Source organism: Nitrospira sp. CR1.1 (assembly GCA_014055465.1).
In the GTDB taxonomy this organism is placed as follows: Bacteria; Nitrospirota; Nitrospiria; order Nitrospirales; family Nitrospiraceae; genus Nitrospira_A.
In genome coordinates this window covers 179,555-199,385 of sequence record WIAF01000001.1, presented here as the reverse complement: position 1 = coordinate 199,385, position 19,831 = coordinate 179,555, and the positions used below count along the sequence as shown (strand labels likewise).

The window sequence follows — 19,831 nt, the reverse complement described above, 5'->3', positions numbered from 1 at the left end:
CGGCTGTTTTCAGGAACATGTTTTGCGTGGGATCGTGGCATGCCGGTATTGAAGAAATCCGCCCTGGAGGCCTATGTCAAGGCACGGTTCGGTTCGGCGACAGAACTGCTGGCCTATGGCCCGATCGGAAAGGAGACGAAAGGCGCGCGATACAAGCAATATGGATATGGCGCTCCGGTCCGATTGACCTTTCACACACCAGGCGAAAAAACCCGCCAGGTCGTGCTGGGCACGATGAGTCCCGGTCCGTTCGGCCATGAGCATCCGGCTGATCGGGCGCAGGCCATGCTGTGGGACTACGACTGTTACGGCCGGCTTCCCGGCCATATCGCCGCGCTGGATGTGGGTGCGTTCACCGCGCGCGGCGAGTTGATGTCGGTTGCCGGGGCCAGGGAATTTTTCCTGCTGACCCAATGGTCGGAAGGGGAAACCTATCACAAGGATCTCGAACGACTGGCCGATGCAATCAGGCCGACGGCATTGGACCGGAAGCGGACCCAGGTGCTGGCTGACTATTTGGCGACCATTCACCGGGTGAAACACAAAGATCCGCAACTGTACCGCCGCCGACTGCGCGAGCTGCTCGGCCATGGCGAATGCATCATGGGCCTCACCGACAGCTACCCCGATAAGTGTGGCTTCATCACGGAGGATCTGCTGCAACGCATCGAAGTCGCCTGTAATGCCTGGCGCTGGCGCCTGCGCGGCCACCATGCCCGCCTGTCGCAGGTGCATGGAGATTTTCATCCCTGGAATGTGCTGTTCCGCCGGGGGATAGACTTTTCCGTCCTGGACCGGTCGCGGGGGGAATGGGGTGAACCGGCCGACGACGTGACCTCGATGTCGATCAATTATCTGTTTTTCTCGCTCTGCCGGCATGGCGCCTTGAAGGGGCCGCTGGAGGTGTTGTTTCATTCGTTTTGGGATCGCTATCTCATCAAGAGCCGCGATCAGGACGTGCTGGCTGCAACGGCGCCATTTTTTGCCTTCCGGGGATTGGTGTTAGCCAGTCCGCTCTGGTATCCGAAGTTGACCCTGGCTGTGCGGCGGAAAATATTCCGGTTCATTGAAAATGTGCTGGCGGTTCCGCGTTTCGATCCGGCCGATGTGAATCGGTACTGCGACTGAATCAGGACTGAGGATTGCCCGTTGCATCGCGCAATGAAGCAACCACCACATGGCGCTCATGGCTGGTTCTCCTTTCGCCCTATGGCTCACCGGTCTCCCGGCCTCCGGGAAAAGCTCGATCGTCGCCCGGTTGCTGCCGAAGCTCGCCTCGTCGGGCATCACCGTCGAGGTGTTGGAGTCCGATGCCGTCCGCCGGATCCTGACGCCGGAGGCCAGCTATGCCAAAGAGGAGCGGGACCTGTTCTACCGGGCGTTGGGCTTCATGGGTGCGCGATTGCTGGCGCACGGGGTGAATGTGATCATCGATGCAACCGCGAGCCGTCGCGCCTATCGGAACTTTGCCCGCGCGCTGATCCCTGATCTATTGGAAGTCTCTGTCGAATGCCCCTTGCAGATCTGCATGGAGCGGGATAAGAAGGGAACCTATCGGCGGGGTCTGCAAGGCGAATCTTCCACTGTGCCCGGCTTGCAGGAGCCGTATGAAGCGCCGCTTTCACCGGACCTGATCATCGATACGACGGCGCTGTTGCCCGATGCGGCAGCCGATCAGATTGTCGCGTTGATTCGTTCCCGTCGTCAGGGGTGAGCACGATCAGCGCCGCGCAGGACTGCCGTCATGATTCTCGTGAGGCCATTTTGCATGGCACCATTCGCGTATCGCTCCTTGCTCGCCGCCACAGGGTTCTATAGGATGAATCCGTTATCGTGATCGTGCCTCGGAGGGCATCCATGCCCGCGTCACTCAACCATGTACATCCTGATACTCCGATGGGGGCGACCCTGATCGCCGGCGGCGCGACGTTCCGCTGTTGGGCTCCGCATGCCAGGGCCGTGTATGTGGTGGGCGACTTCAACCATCGCGTGCGCAATGATGCGGCTCTGCTCACACGGGACCAGCAGGGCCATTGGCGTGGCTTCATCCCCGGCGTGGAGGACCGTCAACGATACATGTTCTACGTGGTTGGCGAGGGGGGTGAGGGGCTCAAGCGGGATCCCTATGCCCGCGAACTGGAATCGCCGTTTCCCGCAGAATGTCTTATTCGCCGCACCGATTTCCCCTGGCACGAGAGCGGCTATGTCACGCCGCCGTTTCATGAATTCGTTATGTATCAGCTCCATGTCGGCACCTTTTTCACGCCGAACCTGCCGCACAAAGGCGGGACGTTTCTCGATGTGGCGCGCAAGCTGCCCTATCTAGCCGAACTTGGCGTGACCGCGTTGCAGCTCATGCCCATCCAGGAATTTCAGACCAGTTTCAGCCTGGGCTACAACGGCACCGACTACTTTTCGCCTGAAATGGATTTTGCCGTGGCCGATGCCGGGCTGCCTGCCTATGTGGCGGAGGTGAACAAGCTGCTGGACGCGAAGGGCCTGCGCCGGTATCAGGCGGCTGACGTACGCGGTGAAATGAATCAGCTCAAGGCGCTGGTAGACCTGGCCCATCTTCACGGATTGGCCGTGCTGCTCGATGTGGTGTACAACCATGCGGGCGGGGAGTTTGGCGACCAAAGTTTGTATTTCTTCGACCGGCAGGATCCGGCAGGCGGTCAGCGGAATTCCCTCTACTTCACGGACAAGGGGCACGCGGGCGGCCTGGTGTTTGATTTTGCCAAGCCGGAGGTGCGCGACTTTCTGATTCAAAATGCCAGGTTTTTTCTCAGTGAATACCGGATCGATGGTTTCCGGTATGACCAGGTCAGCGTGATCGACCATGACGGCGCGCCGGACGGCTGGCGATTTTGTCAGGACCTCACGTCCACCGTACACGCGCACCGGCCGGCGACGTTGCACCATGCCGAGTATTGGGATGTAAACCCGTTCATCGTCACGCCGCCGCCGGCCGGGGCCGGGTTTGATACGACACTGACCGACGGCCTTCGCATTGCCCTTCGCGCCGTGATCGGCAGCGCCAGCGCTCCGGACGAACGGCCGCTCAACATGACAGGGCTGGCGCAAAGTCTGTGGCCCGAAGGATTTGCTGAGCCGTGGCGTTTCGTGCAAGGGCCGGAGAACCACGATATTGTCTATGACGGTCGCGAACCGCGTATCGCGCGGCTGGGCGATCCCGACCATCCTCGATCCTGGTTTGCCCGCAGCCGCGCGCGCGTGGCGACTGGTCTCAGTCTGACGGCGCCGGGGATTCCGATGTTGTTCATGGGGCAGGAGTTCCTGGAAGACAAACAGTGGTCGGATGATTTCGTGTCACACCGCAACTTGCTGCTGTACTGGGCGGGTCTCGATCGGGGTGACAGGCAGATGCTCGATCACCTGCGCTTCACCCGGGAATTGTTGGCGGTCCGCCGTCGTTTGCCCGGGTTGCGAGGCCGCGGGTTCCGCGTGACACACGTGCACGATCACAACCGGATGCTGGCTTTCCATCGCTGGGTTGAAAGCGAGGGGCATGATGTGATGGTCATGGTGCACCTAGCCAACTTCACCCGCGTCGGATACCGCATGGGCCTGCCCGGTGGAGGAGACTGGCGCGAAGTGTTCAACAGCGATGTGTATGAAAATTGGATCAATGCGGGTGTGGCGGGCAACAACGGCCGCGTGGTTGCACAGGCGCAGCCTCTGCATGGATTTGACTACTCCGCCGACATTGTTCTCCCCGCGAACAGCATCCTGATTTTTTCACGATAGCCGCGCGGAGCTTCTGTGCTCCAATCTCGTGTGTTTCCGCCGCCTGGAGTTTCTGCAACTCTCTTTTCCGTCGACACCATCAGACCGTTGCGTCGCGCAGACGACTTCACGTTGCGACGGATAGTCGGGATTATCACCATCGGCAACAGACTGCATCAGGGGTGGGGAGCAGAGTGAGGATGTTCGGTAAGGAACTCATGCCTGGTCGTGCACCCGGCACGGGAGAGGCGGTCATGATGAGCGGGAATCGTGTGCGAAGGGGGACTTTGTGCGTTTCGAAGTCGATCTCGACGACCACATCGTCAACATCGTGAAGATCGCCCGGACCTTGCTCTCCCATCGTGGAGCGTGGCGCCCTCAATCATCTGACCGGCCAAGTAGCCACAGTAGCGGGCTAGGCGGTCCACCAGGAAGCGACCGGAGGATGGGGTCTTGCGCGCAGCGGGCGTGGATGAACCCACTGGCCCAGGAAATGAAGCCCCGCTGTGCGGCAGTAGCGCGCGGCGATTGCAGCCTCCCCGGCCCCCTGGTTCACCATGAAGAACAGGCCTTGCGCTGTCAGGTTGCGCGCGATCCTATGAAACAATTGTGCAGGTGAAAAGACCGTCAGGGGAAGTCGCCATGCGAGGACAGGCGACGGCGTCACGAAGGGGTACCAGGCGGTGACCACGTCAGTCGGACGCTCCACCTCGCAATAGTTCGCCACCAGAAATGTCGTCTGCGGAAGATGCGCTATGTATCCGCAGGCGGCATCATAGCGGCTGTATCCGGTCGGGTAGAGCCGGAAGCCTTCCACATCCACACCGGTCAACGCCACCGGACGAAAGAATGCGTGAAGGGTTCGCGCGTACCAAAAGTTTGCGCACCCCACATCCGTGACGACGATCCCCTGAGGAACCGGCCGGTTCGCGATCGTCCAGGCCCGGTCCAGCAGATCGAGATAGGCATAGTTGGCCAGCGCGGTATGGTGGCCGTACTGAGACTCGAAGCGCACGTCATACCGCGTCCGCAATTCGTCAATGCGCGTGATTTGCCAGGATGCCAACCCGGAGAGGCAGCCGATCGGCGTTTCATGATACGGCCGTCTCGACCACCGCATCCGCTCGGAGAGGCGATACCACATCGCATGATAGAGCGAGCGGCAGCGCTGAACGAGAGAGTAGCGGTGATCCTGCGGCGGCCATGCGGGTGAGGCGTCCGGTGTCGTGAGCGGTGCCGTCGTCATACCGGGAAAGTGTCTCGTAGGTCGCCGGCTTTTCCAATGAAAAACGCAATGGAGAGCATCGGCTGACGAGGGCGCTTGCCCACGGTTCTGTTATCCCGCTTCCGGCTTCAGTAGGTCCTTCACCATCTTCCGATGCGGAATACCGGCATCCATGAACGGCTCGCCGACTATGCGGAATCCTGCCTGCTCATAGAAACCGATCGCGTGGGTTTGGGCCGAGAGAGTGACGCGGGCGAGCCCTTGTCTCACCGCGAGGTCGAGTAATGCGGAAAGCAACGCGCGGCCCGCGCCGCGACCGCGCCAGTCTTTGAGAACGGCCATTCTGCCGATCGTGCCGTTCGCTTGCATGCGCGCTGTGCCGATGGCGTCACGGCGTTCGTTCAAGGCCAGCACATGGGCACAATGTGAATCGAGCCCATCCCACTCCAGCTCCTTCGGTACCCCCTGCTCATCGATAAAGACGATTTTCCGGATGGGCCGAATCAACCGTTCGGCCTGGGGCCAGCCGACGAGCTCTACGCGGATGTGTGCGTCAGTCTTCGGCATCAATGCGTACCCTCCAAGAAATCCCCGACAGGTACTGTGACTCCAATTGCCGTAAGAATCAACCGGACGAATCCAGGCTTGTGCGATGCCGGGTCGATGCCACCGATCGTGGACCGGATCAAATTCAATTCCGATTTGAGGATCGACGATCGCGTGCTACGGTCATGATCGTGAGATCCGATCGATAAGGCGCAGGACGTTGCTCAGGATCTTCAGCGACATGAAGGAGGATGACACGTGAATAGTCAACGGCGAATGTCTCGAGTCGCGGCGTCACGGAAGGTGCGCTCAGGGAGGTGGAGCGCCTGGTGCCATGCCGAAGGGAAAGACGCCCGCCCGCCCTTATTCAGTTGGGAATTTTTGCGGTCAGTCTGGTCTCTGCTGCGCAACGCGACCCGGCGCAAGGCGGGTGAAGGAGCCGAAAAACGCTGTGCCTGGCAGCAGGAAAATATCGGTTGCACGGCGCCACGCTCTGTCGGAGTCTATGGCCGCATGAACTGATCGCGCGCGCCCTGGTTGCTGCTACTCGCGTCCTGTCTATCCTCCTATTCCTTCCCCGGTCTGCCTGCGCGCTCCCTGTCTGAAATCACACCGGCAGTTGCCCACGAAGAGATGTTGTGGTCGAGGTGGCCTCGTGGAGCCTGCTCTCTTCAGTGCCACCGGAAAGTGACTCTTGACCCGCCGACCGGTTGAGGCGAAGATGCGGCAACCTGGCGCGGGTCTTGCTGGACGTTAGTGATATTCCCGGCAACAGATTGAACGATGAGGGACAACCTATGAAAGTGTTGATTGCGACTGATGGATCAAAGTACGGCAAGTGGGCGACGGAGTGGGTGGCGAGAATGCCCTTTGCGGAGAAGCCGGACGTGACGCTCCTGCATGTGACAGATGTCGAGGCCTTGCGCGCGCCCTTCATGTTTCAGCCCGTGGTGATCGGGAACGAGCCGTTCATTCAAGAAGAAATCAAGCGTATCGAGGCGCGCGGAAAAAAGACCATGACCGAAGCCAAGGCTCAAATGGGATCCCTGAAGCTGAAGGGAAAGCTGGTGTCGGTGCGCGGTCCTGCCGGTCCGACGATTCTGGATCGGGCTCCTCAGCGGGACGGCGTGGTGGCGATCGGAAGTCGCGGCTTGGATGCCCTCGACCGGTTGATGCTGGGCAGTATCTCGACACAGGTCACCTTGCATGCCCCCTGCTCGGTGCTGGTCGTGAAGGAGGAGCCGCGTCCGGTGAGCCGGATTCTCTTCGCAGCGGATGGATCGAAGGCGTCGGACAAAGCCCTGCGGTTTCTCTTGACCAGGCTTCAGCCTGAAGCCCGGGAAGGATTGGAGCCGATCGATGTGGTGGTAATGCATGCGATGCCGTTCCTGAAGTATCCGGAGTTGAAAGAGGCTGGCGCCCGCCTGGTGGAGCAATGCGCCAACAAACTGATCAAGGCCGGCTACGTCGTGGATGAAGTCGTGCAACTTGGCAAACCGGCTGATGAGATCTTGAAAGTGGCGTCCAAGAAAAAGGTGGATCTGATTGTGACCGGGGCCAAGGGGATGGGCGCGGTCGCCCGGTTCCTGCTTGGGAGCGTGTCCACCAAGGTCGTGCAGCACAGCACCTGTTCGGTTCTTGTGGTCCGATAAGGCGGACTCTCCAGCGGCGCATTCCTGGAGGCGAAGAAGGCCGCTGTGGCATTTCACCCCGTTTCCCCTCCCGGTAGCGTAGCAAAACGCTGCGATGGACGTGTCATTCCCCGTGAAATCCCGACTCCCCCGCGGCATGTTCCCTGCTGTGTCTGAGAACAGCAGGGAACATGCTGGATCAGACCATTAACGCATGACCTTTCGAGTAGCGGCCTTCACGTCTGAGTTCAGGCGGCGGCTTTGGCGGCCTGGCGGCTCGCTTCGCCTCGCGGGTTGCGCGGTGCTGTCGCTGCCGCTCCTGATGGGCGGGATGGGTTGTGACCGGGATCCGGTGGCTCCGCCGCCAACCGCCAAACCCGCAAACAGAGCTACCGATGGAGTGGTGGAGCTGACTGCTTCCGAAATGGCCCGGGCAGGTATTCAGATCCTGACCGTGAAGAAAGAGCCGTTTGTCCCGCATCGCGAGTTTCCAGCAACGGTGCATGCCAATGAAAACGAATTGGCAGAAGTCACGACGCTGATCCGGGGCCGGGTGGTTGACGTGCTGGTCGATGTGGGCAAGGACGTGAGGAAAGGCGAACGGCTGGCATTGCTCGATAGCACGGAATTGGGCATGGCGGAGGGGGTTTATCTCAAGGCGGTGGCGCGGCAGCACGAAGCCCAGCTCGCGCATGAGCGGGCGGCCAATCTGCATGAGCATCGCGCCATCAGTGTGGCCGAATTGCAACGCCGGGAGGCGGAGATGAAAACGGCGCAGGCCGATGCGAGGGAGGCGGGTCATCGGCTCACCCTTCTTGGTGTGGCGGATCAGGAAATTCAACGTCTCGAACGGGAGCGGACGATCCGTTCCGACATCGCGATCCGGGCGCCGTTCGCGGGGCGCGTGATCATGCGCAATCTGACGCGCGGCGAAGTCGTAGAGACCTCGCGGAACTGTTTCACCATCGCCGACCTGTCCGATGTCTGGGTCGTCGCCAGCGTCCCGGAGAAAGACGTTCAGTTTATTCATCCGAATCAGACGGTCCACGTCGTCGTCGCGGCGTACCCCCATGGTTTATTTTCCGGCCGCATGACCTACATCAGCGATGTGCTTGACCCGGCAACCAGAACGATGCGCATCCGTGTCACCGTGCCCAATCCGGACCGGGCCTTGAAGCCGGAGATGTTCGCGATGGTTCGCGTCGATGCCTCGCCGCGACCGGCTGCGGTGGCGGTGCCGCTGGCCGCCATACAACAGGACGGAGGGGGCAAGGTCCTGTTCGTGCGGCAGGGAGAAAATCGATTCGAGCCGCGCCGGGTCTTGCTGGGCGATGAACAAGACGGGCAGGTCATCGTCCTGGAGGGGGTGCGCGAAGGGGAAGACGTGGTCGTCAAGGGAGCCTTTGCGATCAAGTCCGAACTCGATATTCACAAGATCGAGCCCACGCAATGATTGCCGCCCTGCTGGAATTCTCCCTGCGCCAGCGAATTCTCATCCTGGGCCTGGCCTGTTTCTGCGCGGCGGCAGGCCTCTTCGCCTTCCAATCGATTCCCATCGACGCCTATCCCGACGTGACCAACGTGCAAGTGCAGGTGCTGACGGAAGCGCCCGGCCTCTCCCCGGTTGAAGTGGAGCGGTTCATTACCTATCCGATCGAGCTGCAAATGAACGGATTGCCGGGACTGACGGAAATTCGCTCCATCTCCAAATTTGCGCTCTCTCAATTGACGGTGGTGTTCGAGGACGATGTGGATGTGTATTTCGCCCGTCAGCTTGTGCTGGAACGGATCATGGCGGTGCGGGAGCGGTTGCCGGCTGGCATGGAGCCGGTTCTCGCGCCGGTGACGACCGGGCTCGGAGAGATCTATCAGTATTATCTCGATAGCGCACAGCATCCGGCGCGCGATGCTGCGCTGGTGGAGGACGAGCTGACCTCTCAGCGGACGGTGCAGGACTGGGTGCTGCGTCCCTTATTGAAGAGCGTGCCGGGCGTCATCGAGGTGAACGGCCTCGGCGGTTTGGTCAAGCAGTATCAGGTACTGGTGGATCCCGACAGGTTGCGGAAATACGGCCTCACGTTGCGCGATATTTTTGATGCCGTGGAACGCAACAATGCCAATGCCGGCGGCAATGTACTCGAACGGCATGCTGAACGCGCCATCGTGCGCGGGTTGGGGCTCATCAAAAGCCTGGCCGACATCGAGCGCATCGTGGTCAAGGAAGCAGGCGGGGTGCCGGTGTTCGTGCGGGATGTGGCGGACGTCCGTATCGGCCATGCGGTGCGCCATGGGGCCGCCGTGCTGAACGGGGAGCGGGAGGTGGTGGCTGGGACGGTGTTGATGCTGCGAGGCGGCAATGCCCGGGAGGTGGTTCAGGCGGTGAAGCAACGAGCCGACGCGATTCAGCGGGAGGGAATCCTGCCCGAAGGGCTCGCCATCGTGCCGTTCTACGACCGTATCGAGCTCGTGACAGCCGCCATTCATACCGTGCGCGATGCGTTGATCGAGGGCGTCGTGCTGGTCACGCTGGTTTTTTTCCTGTTCCTCGGCCATGTGCGAAGCGCGATCGTCGTGACAGTCTCGCTGCTGGTGACGCCGTTGATCACGTTTGTGGTGATGCAGCGGCTGGGATTGTCCGCCAACCTCATGACCCTGGGGGGGCTGGCGATCGGCATCGGCGAAATCGCCGACGGCTCGCTGGTCGTGGTGGAAAACATCTATCGCCATTTGTCGGAGAACCGGATGCAGGAACGTTCCCGGCTGGAGGTGGTTCTGCGGGCGACGAACGAGGTGGGGCGGCCGATCCTCTTCGGGATCCTCATCATCAGCGTCGTGTTTCTGCCCTTGATGACATTGCACGGCATGGAAGGAAAGATGTTCGCCCCCCTGGCCTACACGTTGGTCATTTCCCTGTTGGCCTCGGTGCTCGTGACATTGACCCTGTCTCCGGTCCTGGCCTCGCTGATCTTGCGCGGCGACCATCCGGAAGAGACCCGGCTGACCCGGTGGATGAAGATGCGGTATCAGCCGGTGCTTCGGTGGACGCTGGACCATCGCGCCCTAGTGTTGCTGGGGTCGACGGCGATCGTGCTGGCCAGTGTGAGTCTGTTGCCGTTCGTCGGGCGGGAGTTTATTCCGATTCTGGAGGAGGGCGCGCTGACGCCGCAGATCGTGCGGTTGCCGAGTGTATCACTGGAAGAATCGATCGCGATAGAAAAACAGACACAACAAGTCATGCTGGAGTTTCCGGAAGTGCGGATGTCGGTGAGCAAGATCGGGCGGGCGGACATCGCGGTCGGTCCGGAGGAGCCTAATGAAAGCGACCCGATCGTGACGCTACGCCCGCGCGAGACCTGGACCACTGCGCACACGCAGGCCGATCTGGTCGATGCGATCAGGAACCGCCTGGCGGAAATTCCCGGCATTTCCGTGCTGATGAGCCAACCGATCCAGGAACGGGTCGACGAGCTGATTTCCGGGATCAGGACCGAATGCGCCATCAAGTTGTTCGGCGACGATCTCGATCTGCTGTATCAGCATGCCGAACGGATCGCAGACCTCATGCGGACGATCGGGGGAGTGAAAGACGTCAAGGTTGAACAGGTGGCCGGTCAGCCGTATCTGACGATCGATATCGACCGGGAGAAGATCGCGCGATACGGGATCAACGTTTCGGATGTGCAGGACATCATAACCACGGCGGTCGGGGGGAAACCTGCGACGCAGGTGTATGAGGGGGAGCGGCGATTTCAGCTGATCCTCCGGTTCCCGGAGCACTCGCGCAACAGCATCGGCGCGATCGGAGACATTCGGGTACGATCGGCATCGGGCGCGCCGATTCCCTTGAGCGAACTCGCCGCGATCGAGATGCGGGAAGGTCCGGCGAGAATCAGCCGCGAACACGCGAAGCGGCGGATCTATATCGGGTTCAATGTCGTGGGGCGCGACATCGGCGGTGTCGTGGACGAAGGCCGGAAGCGGTTGGCTGCGCACATTCGATTGCCGCAAGGATATACCGTGGCCTGGGGCGGCGCGTTCGAGAATATGGAACGGGCGAACGCGCGGTTGCTACTGGTGGTGCCGGTCACGCTCGGGTTGGTGTTCTTTCTGCTCTTTTGGGCGTTTCATTCGCTGCGGTATGCCGGGTTGATTATTCTGAATCTGCCGTTCGCGTTGATCGGAGGCGTGGTCTCGCTGTGGCTCAGCGATCAGTATTTGAGCGTGCCTGCGTCGATCGGCTTCATCGAACTGTTCGGGTTGGCGGTCGGCAACGGCATCGTGCTCGTCTCGTATATCAATCAGTTGCGGAACGAGGGGCAGCAGACGGAGGCGGCGATCGTGACGGGGTGCGTCCTGCGGCTTCGTCCGGTCGTGATGACGATGATGACGACCCTCCTGGGTCTCCTCCCGCTGGTGATGGCGCAGGGGATTGGCGCTGAAGTGCAGCGGCCCTTGGCGACGGTGGTTGTCGGAGGCCTGTTCACGTCGACCGCCTTGACATTGCTGGTGCTGCCTGCCTTGTACCGCACGTTCGCCGAACAGGACGTTGCGAAGGAACATGCTCCGGAGTGGGTGTAGACAACTCCGGTTTGAACCCATGCTGAAGGAGACACCATTCTGGGCCCTGTCTGCGGATGATGTGCTGCGAGAGTTGTCTGCCACGCGAAAGGGGCTGGCCACGGCCGAGGCTGAAGCGCGACAGGCAACCTGTGCATCCGTCAGGCTCAGGCCTCAGCGGAATGGCCGGCCGTTGCGGCTCCTTCTGGCGCAGTTTCGAAGTCCCATCGTCCTTATCTTGCTCTTTGCCTCAGGCGTATCGTTTTTCCTCGCAGAACGCGGCGATGCGCTGATTATCCTGGGCATCATCCTGGCCGGCGCGTGTTTGAGTTTCTGGCAGGAGTACAGCGCCGCGCGCGCCGTCGCCGGACTGCTGGCACTCGTGCAAATCACGGCTCGCGTATGGCGGGATGGCGAGCTGTGCGAAGTTCCGGCCGACCACATCGTGCCAGGCGACGTCATTGAACTGTCGGCCGGATCGAGTCTCCCCGGCGACGCGTTGCTTCTGGAGGCGAAAGATCTGTTCGTCGATGAGGCCACCTTGACAGGGGAGACGTATCCGGTCGAAAAATCAGTGGCGACGCTGGCTGCTGACGCACCGTTGGCCACCCGTACCAACAGTCTGTTTCTCGGCACCCATGTCGTCAGCGGGCAGGCCCGGGTCGTCATCGTCGCGGTGGGACAGGAGACGGAATTCGGCCGTATCGCCCACCGCATGGCGCTGAAGGCCCCCGAAACGGAATTCGAGCGGGGAGTCCGGCGATTCGGCTATCTGCTGCTCGAAGTGACGCTCCTCCTCGTCTTCGCGATCTTTGCCGTGAACGTCTATCTTGAGCGGCCGGTCCTCGAATCCTTTCTCTTCTCTATGGCCTTGGCGGTCGGACTGACGCCGCAGTTGCTGCCGGCCATCATCAGCGTGAATCTCTCGCACGGCGCGAGGCGCATGGCCCGGCAGCATGTCGTCGTCAAGCGGCTGGCGTCGATCGAAAACTTCGGGAGCATGAATGTGTTGTGCTCCGACAAGACCGGCACCTTGACCGAAGGTTCTATGCGGCTCCATGCCGCGCTGGATCTCGACGGCCAGCCAAGCGAGCGGGTGTTGTTCCATGGTCACATCAACGCGATGTTCGAAACCGGCTTTCCGAACCCCTTGGATGAAGCCCTGCGTCGTCACCGCGCCTTCGATCTCTCCGGCTATCGTAAAGTGGAAGAGGAGCCCTACGATTTTGTTCGCAAGCGGCTGTCCGTCCTGGTGGCCACTCCGCACACCCATCTTCTGATTACCAAAGGCGCCGTCGAAAGTATGCTGGCGGTCTGCCTGCACGCGGAGCAGAAAGACGGGACCCTGCTGCCGATGGATCAGGTCTGCGAGTCGATCAGGGACCGGGTGCGGGGTCTCAGCGGGCAGGGCTTTCGCACGCTCGGACTGGCCTGCCGTGATCTGGGCGTCATCGACCGCGTTTCCAAGGAGCATGAAGCAGGGATGACGTTCCTGGGCTTGTTGGTCTTCGTCGATCCTCCGAAAGCCGGCATTGTCGACACGATTGCCCTTCTCCAGCGGCTGGGGGTGTCGATAAAAATGGTGACGGGAGATCAGGGGTTGGTGGCGGCCCATGTGGGGCGACAAGTCGGCCTGGCGAATCCCCGGCTCATGACCGGGAGTGACCTACGTGGCATGACCGACGATGCGCTTCGGGCACTGGCCAATGAGGTGGACATTTTTGCGGAAATCGAACCGAACCAGAAGGAACGCATCATCCGTGCGCTGCGCGGCGCGGGTAACGTGGTCGGCTACCTCGGGGACGGCATCAACGATGCGCCCGCGCTCCACGCCGCGGACGTTGGTATTTCAGTCGATGGCGCCGTCGATGTCGCCAAGGAGGCCGCGGATCTGGTGTTGCTGGAGCACGATTTGAGCGTGTTGGTGGAAGGCGTCCGGGAGGGGCGGCGCACCTTCGCGAATACCCTCAAGTATGTGTTCATGGCGACCAGCGCGAATTTCGGCAATATGTTCAGCATGGCGGGGGCCTCGCTGTTTTTGCCGTTTCTGCCGTTGCTGCCGAAACAGATTCTGCTGACGAATGTGCTGACCGACGTTCCGGAAATGACGATTGCCACCGACCATGTCGATTCTGAACTCATCGAACGGCCTCGCCGGTGGGATATTCCATTCATCCGGCGGTTCATGTTGACCTTCGGATTCGTGAGCTCGCTCTTCGATTACCTCACGTTCGGCGTCCTGCTGCTGTTGCTGCAGGCCACGACCGGTCAGTTCCGCACCGGCTGGTTTGTTGAGTCCGTGCTCTCGGCGTCGCTGATCGTCCTGGTGATTCGTACACGCCGCCCTTGCGTAACCAGCCGCCCGTCTCCGCCCTTGCTGCTCTCGACGTTGCTAATTGCACTGGCGACGATCGCGTTACCGGTGACGCCCATCGGAACGCTTTTGGGATTTGAATCTTTGCCGGCCATCTTTTGGGCCGCGCTGCTCGGAATACTTCTGGCCTATGTCGCGGCGGCAGAACTGGTGAAGACGTGGTTCTACCGGCATGCGAACAATGGCCGCTGAGCAGGCGCCGCCGCCCGCTTCCGTAATTCCTACGTCACGCCGCGGCCATACAATCGATCAACTCCTTGACTGTACGCGGTGATGTAGTACAACCAAAGACAGCTGGTTCGTTCGGCTGTTCTTCCACGCCCCAATCCGCACGAGGACGCCCATGCCCGGTTCTCCGCACTCGCCCGACGGTCTCTCGTATGATCCGCAGGTGCTGCTGAATTCGCAGCCGGTCATCGTGACGGTGATTGATCCTGCCAACCATTCCGTGCAGTTCCAAAATCAGACCAGCCTGGGTGCGTTCGGCGACATGGCCGGTTCCCCCTGCTATGAAAAAATCGCGGGGAAGACGGCGCCTTGCGAATTCTGCCGCATGCCTGACGCCTTGGGCCGGAACGAGGTGGTGTCGGAGCAGGTGGAAATGCAGCACGGCCGCCATCTGTTGGTCCATTGGGCGAAAGCGCCCTCGAAAGACGGCCGCGTCCATGTCATTGAGACGATCATCGATCTGGCCAAGCGCAAGCAGGACGAGCAGGGCCTGCGGCAATCGCAAAAGATGGAAGCGCTGGGGCGACTGGCCGCGGGCATCGCGCATGACTTCAACAATTTGCTCATGGTCGTCATCGGTCATGCGCACCGGGTCGCGCAGCAGCTGGGATCTCATCCGCTGCACCACGAAGTCGACATGATCGGACAGGCCGGCACGCGAGCCGCGGCGTTGACGAAGAAATTGTTGACGTTCAGCCGGCGCCAGGTTCTGGAGCAGCGTGACGTGCCGCTCAATACTCTGATTCGCGACATGGAAGATATCTTGCGCCGGCTGATCGGAGAGCAGATTCAGACGGTCCTGGTGCTGCACCCCCAGGCCGGCCATGTCTTGGGCGATCCGGTGCAGATTGAGCAGGTGTTGCTGAACCTGGCCCTGAACGCTCGCGATGCCATGGCCGAGGGAGGCATTTTAACGATCGAGACGGGCAATACCGATTTGGATGAGCAGTATGTGCGCACGCACCCAGGAGCGATTCCTGGCCGCTACGTCACGCTGGTGGTCGAGGATACGGGATGCGGAATCGATGCCGAGACTCTGGCCCATATTTTTGAACCGTATTTCACCACGAAGGAATTCGAGAAGGGCACTGGATTGGGGTTGGCTACCGTCTATGGAATCGTGAAGGAGAGCCGCGGGTATATCGACGTGACCAGCCAGCCCGGCCGGGGCTCGCGGTTTACGGTGATGTTGCCGCGTGTGCAGCCGCAAACATCGGACGCCGAACAGGTGGCGGCCTCACGGCAGCTCCAGGCGACCTGCGCGACGATTCTCCTGGTAGAAGACGATGAGGGCATTCGACGTCTTGTGGCAGCCGTGCTGCGGGATCAGGGTTATGAAGTATTGGCGGCGGCAGACGGCGTTGAGGCCTTGCAGATGTTGCAGTTGCGCAAGGGCGGCTGCGACCTCCTGATCACCGACGTGATCCTGCCGCGCATGAAGGCCTCCGTGTTGGCGCAGGGGGCCAGGACGATGTTTCCCAAGATCAAGGTGCTCTATATTTCAGGATATGCCGGGGACATGCTGGTGTCCCACGGGGTGGATGCGCAAGCGGCCTACCTGCAGAAGCCGTTTTTGCCTCAGGCCATCATCGAAAAAGTTGCTGAACTTCTCCTGCCCGTTGGCCCGCAGTAGCGCGCGCCGTTCTCCTGCCTGTCTGATCGGGCAATCCCGTCGCAGACGCGTCGCGCGCTTCCGGATGCCTGATCGCGCCTCCATCTGCCCCGCCCGTGTTCATAACGCCGCAGGCTGGCACTTGCCGTAGTGTGGTGCTCGAAGCGCTGCGGCGATCAGATAGCGTCGTCGACAGGACTCGGGTGATTGTGGGTCGGCGCCGTGTTGATGGCGGCTGCGACGTCGTTGCCCCGAGGTGTTCACGACCGTCAGCGCCTGTTTGCTCGATGCGCCGGACCTGTCCGCTGGAGATCCCTTCGGCGCGGTGCTTGCCAACATGCTCACTCTTGGCCTCATCACCTTGTCCATCGCGACACACGCGTCTGGGCGCAGGCGGCGTTCGAGCATATGCTCGTGGCGGTGGTGACGACGTTGCCTGAGTTGGGCACGTCTCTGGCCGCCGTGCGGCTCGGGGCCTTCGATCTTGCAGTGGGCAATCTTTTCGACAGCAATGCGGTCAATATGGCGGCCTTCTTGTTTACCGATCTGGCAGATGCCGGGGGGGCCGCTGCCCGGAGCAATCGACTCCACTCATGCGCTGATCGCCCTCTAGCAGGATGCGGAACAAGTCCACCAGCGGCGTTCTCGCCTCGTTCAGCGGCTCAACGTACGACACGAGTACGATTCGCCGCTTCACTCGCTGCGGCCTTGCTGGATGGCCTTTTTACGCATCCTGCGTACTATCCTGATACCAACACGCCACGTGAGCTGATCGCGGCGTAGCGTGCAAAAAAACGAGTTTTTCCGCAGCCTGCTAGGGCATGTTGATGATGAATGTAGGGTTGATGGGGATCGGCGATCGCGTGGAGATGCGGTACTGGCTCATTGAACCGGACAGCCTGGCGAGGGTCTACGGGGAGAGACTCGGCCTTTGGTTGTTGCTCCGATGATGCCTGACGTACCCGCGAGGATGTGTTTAGTCACCTCATCTCACGACCGGTCATTTCCAGGAGACGCCGGGAAGGGAGATGACCCGTTCCGTTTCCGCCGTCGACTGAGCGTCCAGGAGAAGGTCATACACCAGTTTCACCCGGCTCCGCGTCTCTGCCGAGAGCGCCAGGAATTCCACGCCGAACGCATCCGTGCTCGTCCAGGTGACGACGGCGGGCTTGATTTCGATGGGTTCGATGCGATCGGGAAGCGAGATCCGCAGCGTCAATCGCATTCCGCAGTGCACCTTGGCGGCAGTCTGTTGAATCTTGCATCCTCCGGGAGAAAAATCCCGCACCACGCCCTGGCTGCTCCCGCGGGGGCCTTGCACATCGATCGGTCGATTCATCGCGACTCGCGTGTTCTTACGTTTTGCCATCACTCTGTCCTTCCATGATCGGCTGGTTCTGCTCGGTTCGAGGCGTTCCTTAGATGGCGGGTTGCATGAGGGATTCCGTTAACGTTCTAAATGCAGGATCCAGCATGAAGCGCCTGAAGGACACGTCCTGTCTGGGGTCCGGCATGGGTTCACGCTCGTTGCTCAGGCGAAAGTGGAGGAAGGCGTCGTGAAGAGATTGCATGGCCCGGTCCCGCTCATTCATTCCGGCATAGGCGCGGGCGAGATCGTAATGAAAAAACGGATTTGCCGGGTCCTGCGAAAGGCCATACTCGATTGCCGTTTTAGCGCGCGCCAGGTCGCCGGTCCGGCGATAGGCGACGGCCAGGTTATGGATGAGAAGACGCCAGAGGGGTTTGTCCAGGACGGGGTTGATCCGTTCGAGGGCGACGGCTTGTTCATAATGCGGGATTGCTCGCGTGAATTTTCCTTGCAGATACGGCGCGCTCCCTGCTTGAAAGTGAGCCAGGCTATCGGCCTTGGCCGCGGCCACGATGGTGAGGGTCTCCAACATCTTGCGCAGTGGCGCGTCGTCTCCGGTGCTGGCGTCGCGTTGCGAGAGGTGGATGTCCATGTACACGTTGTCTTTGCTCGTACAGGCAAAGAGGTGGAGTCGATTCGTCGCGCGGCTGCCGGTCTCCTGCAGCAGATATTCGAGTACGGGGAGGTGATCGATCTCAGTTCGTGTCGGGCCTGCGCTGGGTGGCGCGGCAACGGCTTGTGCGATACGGGCCAAATGAATGAGACAGCCCTGCTCCGTGGCCTGCCCAGAGACCGCTTCCAGCGTGATGGAGAGACGCCTGGCGGTGGTGTCATTGGTGGCGAGGAAGTAGCGCCGGCTGTCCGGTTTGACGCCATCTGCCTGAACGCGGTACCCCGGAATATCGAGACTCACGGCCCAGGTCTTGTCGATGAGGGCGATGGTCGCCTGGCGCGGGCTGTCCTCAGCAAGAACGATCCCGGACGTCACGAGAATGTAGCCGAGTACACTGGCGAGTCGCAGTTTCGTCGACGATGGCATTCCCGCTCCGTATCTTCGGTAGCTGTAGGCTGACGATAGCGCCGTCACTGTAGTCTAACGTTCACTCCTCGCCGGCCAAAGCAAAAGTACGAAACCAGCCTGTATGACAGAGAATGGTTGGGGAGCCTGTCGTGAAGGCGGTCTGATCCTGTGGCGTCGTGCCACAGCATGCAGGGAGGTCTGTCGCCTTTAACGGCAGCCTGGCAGGACCCAGCGGGGGACTATGGGCAATGTCTCCAGCCCGTCATCAACCGTTGGCGGTACCGGCTTTGCATAATGCTTGTTAAGGATGTAGCCCTATCCCGGGACATCGCCGCCGATTCTGTGAAGAGAGGAGTGACGATGCGCGAACGAGACAGACAGGATCGCAGGAAGCGGCGAGGTGTTTGTGGATGGTTGTGGCAGGTTCTGTGGTGCTTCAGCGCGGCGCTGCTGGCGCTAGCAACGGTTCCGGCTCGGGCGGCGGTGCACGTGCTCCCTGAGATGACCGTGAGGCGCGACAGCGGGACCGTCACCGGTGCCAAGGCGGTTCGAGCCGATCCCATGGTGAAGGAGGTGTTGGCGGCCTTCGATCGCGCGGAACGCGCGTTGGAGAAACAGGAACTCCCCGCGCTGATGCAGTTTTATGCGCCGGGTTACAATTATCACGGCCTGCACATGGGGGATGTCGAGCGCATCTGGAGCGAGGTGTTCGAGCACTACCGGACATTATCCTCGACGCACCTCTTTTCTGAGATGAAAATCGTGGGCGCCGGAGAGGGGCTGCGCGTGGAGTTGACTTGCACCGGTGGCTTGTATGGCGTTGACGTGCAATCAGGCGCGCGCGTCACGCTGGATAGTTGGTTTCAGGAGGTGCATTATCTCGTGCGGGACAAGCAGGGGTGGAGATTTCTGGGAAATCGAGGCGACGCGCCGCGTTCGGCGCCCTTCTCCTCTTCCCCGCACCATCCGCTCTTTTGATCGAGATGGTCCAGGCGATTAGGCTGCAGCCGCGGAGGCTGCAGTGGCGGCAGTGCTGAGCAATTTTTTAACGCTGGCATGGGCCAGCACGACGTCTGGGGTGCGTTGCAAGGCTTCGTAGTAGCTGCGTTCGAACCCGTCGCCCTCTTCGGAAGGGCGCAGCATGTGGCGAGCTTCCACCAGCAGATCCTGCGCGGCTTCGATCGTCGTATCCTCCTGATCTTCCAGCACGACATCGATGCGGACAACGAGATGCGACAAGGGGTGCAGCCAGGCGAACCAGGGGTCGTTCATGACGAGCTGCAAAAGTTGACCGGCTGAGGAGATGCGCCCGTAAATGCGTTCATACGTGAGCTGTTCGGAGACAATCAGGGATTTGTGCAGGCCGAGGAGGCCGTGACGAAGGTCCTTCAGGCTGAGACGAAGGTTCTCCGGAAGCGGATTCGAAGACGACCAGGAGGAACGTGTCATAGATCACCAATCCTACGCAATCCACAGCTTCAAGCGACGGCCGTTCCTACCACAGGAATGATGCCCGCTTCA

14 protein-coding genes are annotated in these 19,831 nt (G+C 60.9%); 9 read left to right on the top strand and 5 right to left on the bottom strand.

Annotated features, from left to right (window positions below):
* Nucleotides 1-39: 39 nt before the first annotated feature.
* From GDA65_00915 to GDA65_00905, 3 genes are all read left to right on the top strand, one after another.
* Complete coding sequence (locus GDA65_00915) at nt 40-1,128, top strand: phosphotransferase (GenBank protein ID MBA5861259.1); 1,089 nt, start codon at nt 40-42, stop codon at nt 1,126-1,128.
* A 49-nt stretch (nt 1,129-1,177) separates the two neighbouring features.
* Nucleotides 1,178-1,714, top strand: coding sequence for an adenylyl-sulfate kinase (locus GDA65_00910; protein MBA5861258.1), 537 nt, complete (start codon nt 1,178-1,180; stop codon nt 1,712-1,714).
* Nucleotides 1,715-1,857: 143 nt separating this feature from the next.
* Nucleotides 1,858-3,768 (top strand): 1,4-alpha-glucan branching protein, encoded by a 1,911-nt coding sequence (locus GDA65_00905; GenBank protein ID MBA5861257.1) that lies wholly within the window; start codon nt 1,858-1,860, stop codon nt 3,766-3,768.
* Between the two features lie 394 nt (nt 3,769-4,162).
* On the opposite strand, the gene GDA65_00900 is transcribed toward GDA65_00905, so the two are convergent.
* Together GDA65_00900 and GDA65_00895 are read right to left on the bottom strand one after the other, a co-directional pair.
* Complete coding sequence (locus GDA65_00900) at nt 4,163-4,993, bottom strand: hypothetical protein (protein MBA5861256.1); 831 nt, start codon at nt 4,991-4,993, stop codon at nt 4,163-4,165.
* 90 nt (nt 4,994-5,083) lie between these two features.
* Nucleotides 5,084-5,539 carry a GNAT family N-acetyltransferase gene (locus GDA65_00895; protein MBA5861255.1) on the bottom strand — a complete coding sequence of 152 codons (456 nt, stop codon included), beginning with the start codon at nt 5,537-5,539 and terminating at the stop codon, nt 5,084-5,086.
* A 776-nt stretch (nt 5,540-6,315) separates the two neighbouring features.
* Between GDA65_00895 and GDA65_00890 the strand changes: the two genes are divergently transcribed.
* From GDA65_00890 to GDA65_00870, 5 genes are all read left to right on the top strand, one after another.
* Nucleotides 6,316-7,170 carry a hypothetical protein gene (locus tag GDA65_00890; GenBank protein ID MBA5861254.1) on the top strand — a complete coding sequence of 285 codons (855 nt, stop codon included), beginning with the start codon at nt 6,316-6,318 and terminating at the stop codon, nt 7,168-7,170.
* 193 nt (nt 7,171-7,363) lie between these two features.
* Nucleotides 7,364-8,602, top strand: coding sequence for an efflux RND transporter periplasmic adaptor subunit (locus GDA65_00885; protein ID MBA5861253.1), 1,239 nt, complete (start codon nt 7,364-7,366; stop codon nt 8,600-8,602).
* Entirely contained in the window at nt 8,599-11,727 is a 3,129-nt protein-coding gene (locus GDA65_00880; GenBank protein ID MBA5861252.1) for a CusA/CzcA family heavy metal efflux RND transporter, read from the top strand. The genes GDA65_00885 and GDA65_00880 overlap by 4 nt, the downstream gene beginning before the upstream one ends.
* A 19-nt stretch (nt 11,728-11,746) precedes the next feature.
* Nucleotides 11,747-14,272: a magnesium-translocating P-type ATPase gene (gene mgtA / locus GDA65_00875; protein ID MBA5861251.1), complete on the top strand. Its 2,526-nt coding sequence runs from the start codon at nt 11,747-11,749 to the stop codon at nt 14,270-14,272.
* Nucleotides 14,273-14,423: 151 nt separating this feature from the next.
* Nucleotides 14,424-15,941, top strand: coding sequence for a response regulator (locus GDA65_00870; protein ID MBA5861250.1), 1,518 nt, complete (start codon nt 14,424-14,426; stop codon nt 15,939-15,941).
* Nucleotides 15,942-16,920: 979 nt separating this feature from the next.
* On the opposite strand, the gene GDA65_00865 is transcribed toward GDA65_00870, so the two are convergent.
* Nucleotides 16,921-17,289, bottom strand: a complete 369-nt coding sequence (locus GDA65_00865) for a hypothetical protein (protein MBA5861249.1) — start codon at nt 17,287-17,289, stop codon at nt 16,921-16,923.
* 49 nt (nt 17,290-17,338) lie between these two features.
* Entirely contained in the window at nt 17,339-18,328 is a 990-nt protein-coding gene (locus tag GDA65_00860) for a hypothetical protein (GenBank protein MBA5861248.1), read from the bottom strand.
* Nucleotides 18,329-18,670: 342 nt separating this feature from the next.
* Between GDA65_00860 and GDA65_00855 the strand changes: the two genes are divergently transcribed.
* Nucleotides 18,671-19,288 (top strand): hypothetical protein, encoded by a 618-nt coding sequence (locus GDA65_00855; protein ID MBA5861247.1) that lies wholly within the window; start codon nt 18,671-18,673, stop codon nt 19,286-19,288.
* An 18-nt stretch (nt 19,289-19,306) separates the two neighbouring features.
* Here the strand turns inward: GDA65_00855 and GDA65_00850 are convergent, their stop codons facing one another.
* Nucleotides 19,307-19,759 (bottom strand): hypothetical protein, encoded by a 453-nt coding sequence (locus GDA65_00850; protein MBA5861246.1) that lies wholly within the window; start codon nt 19,757-19,759, stop codon nt 19,307-19,309.
* Nucleotides 19,760-19,831 lie beyond the last annotated feature (72 nt).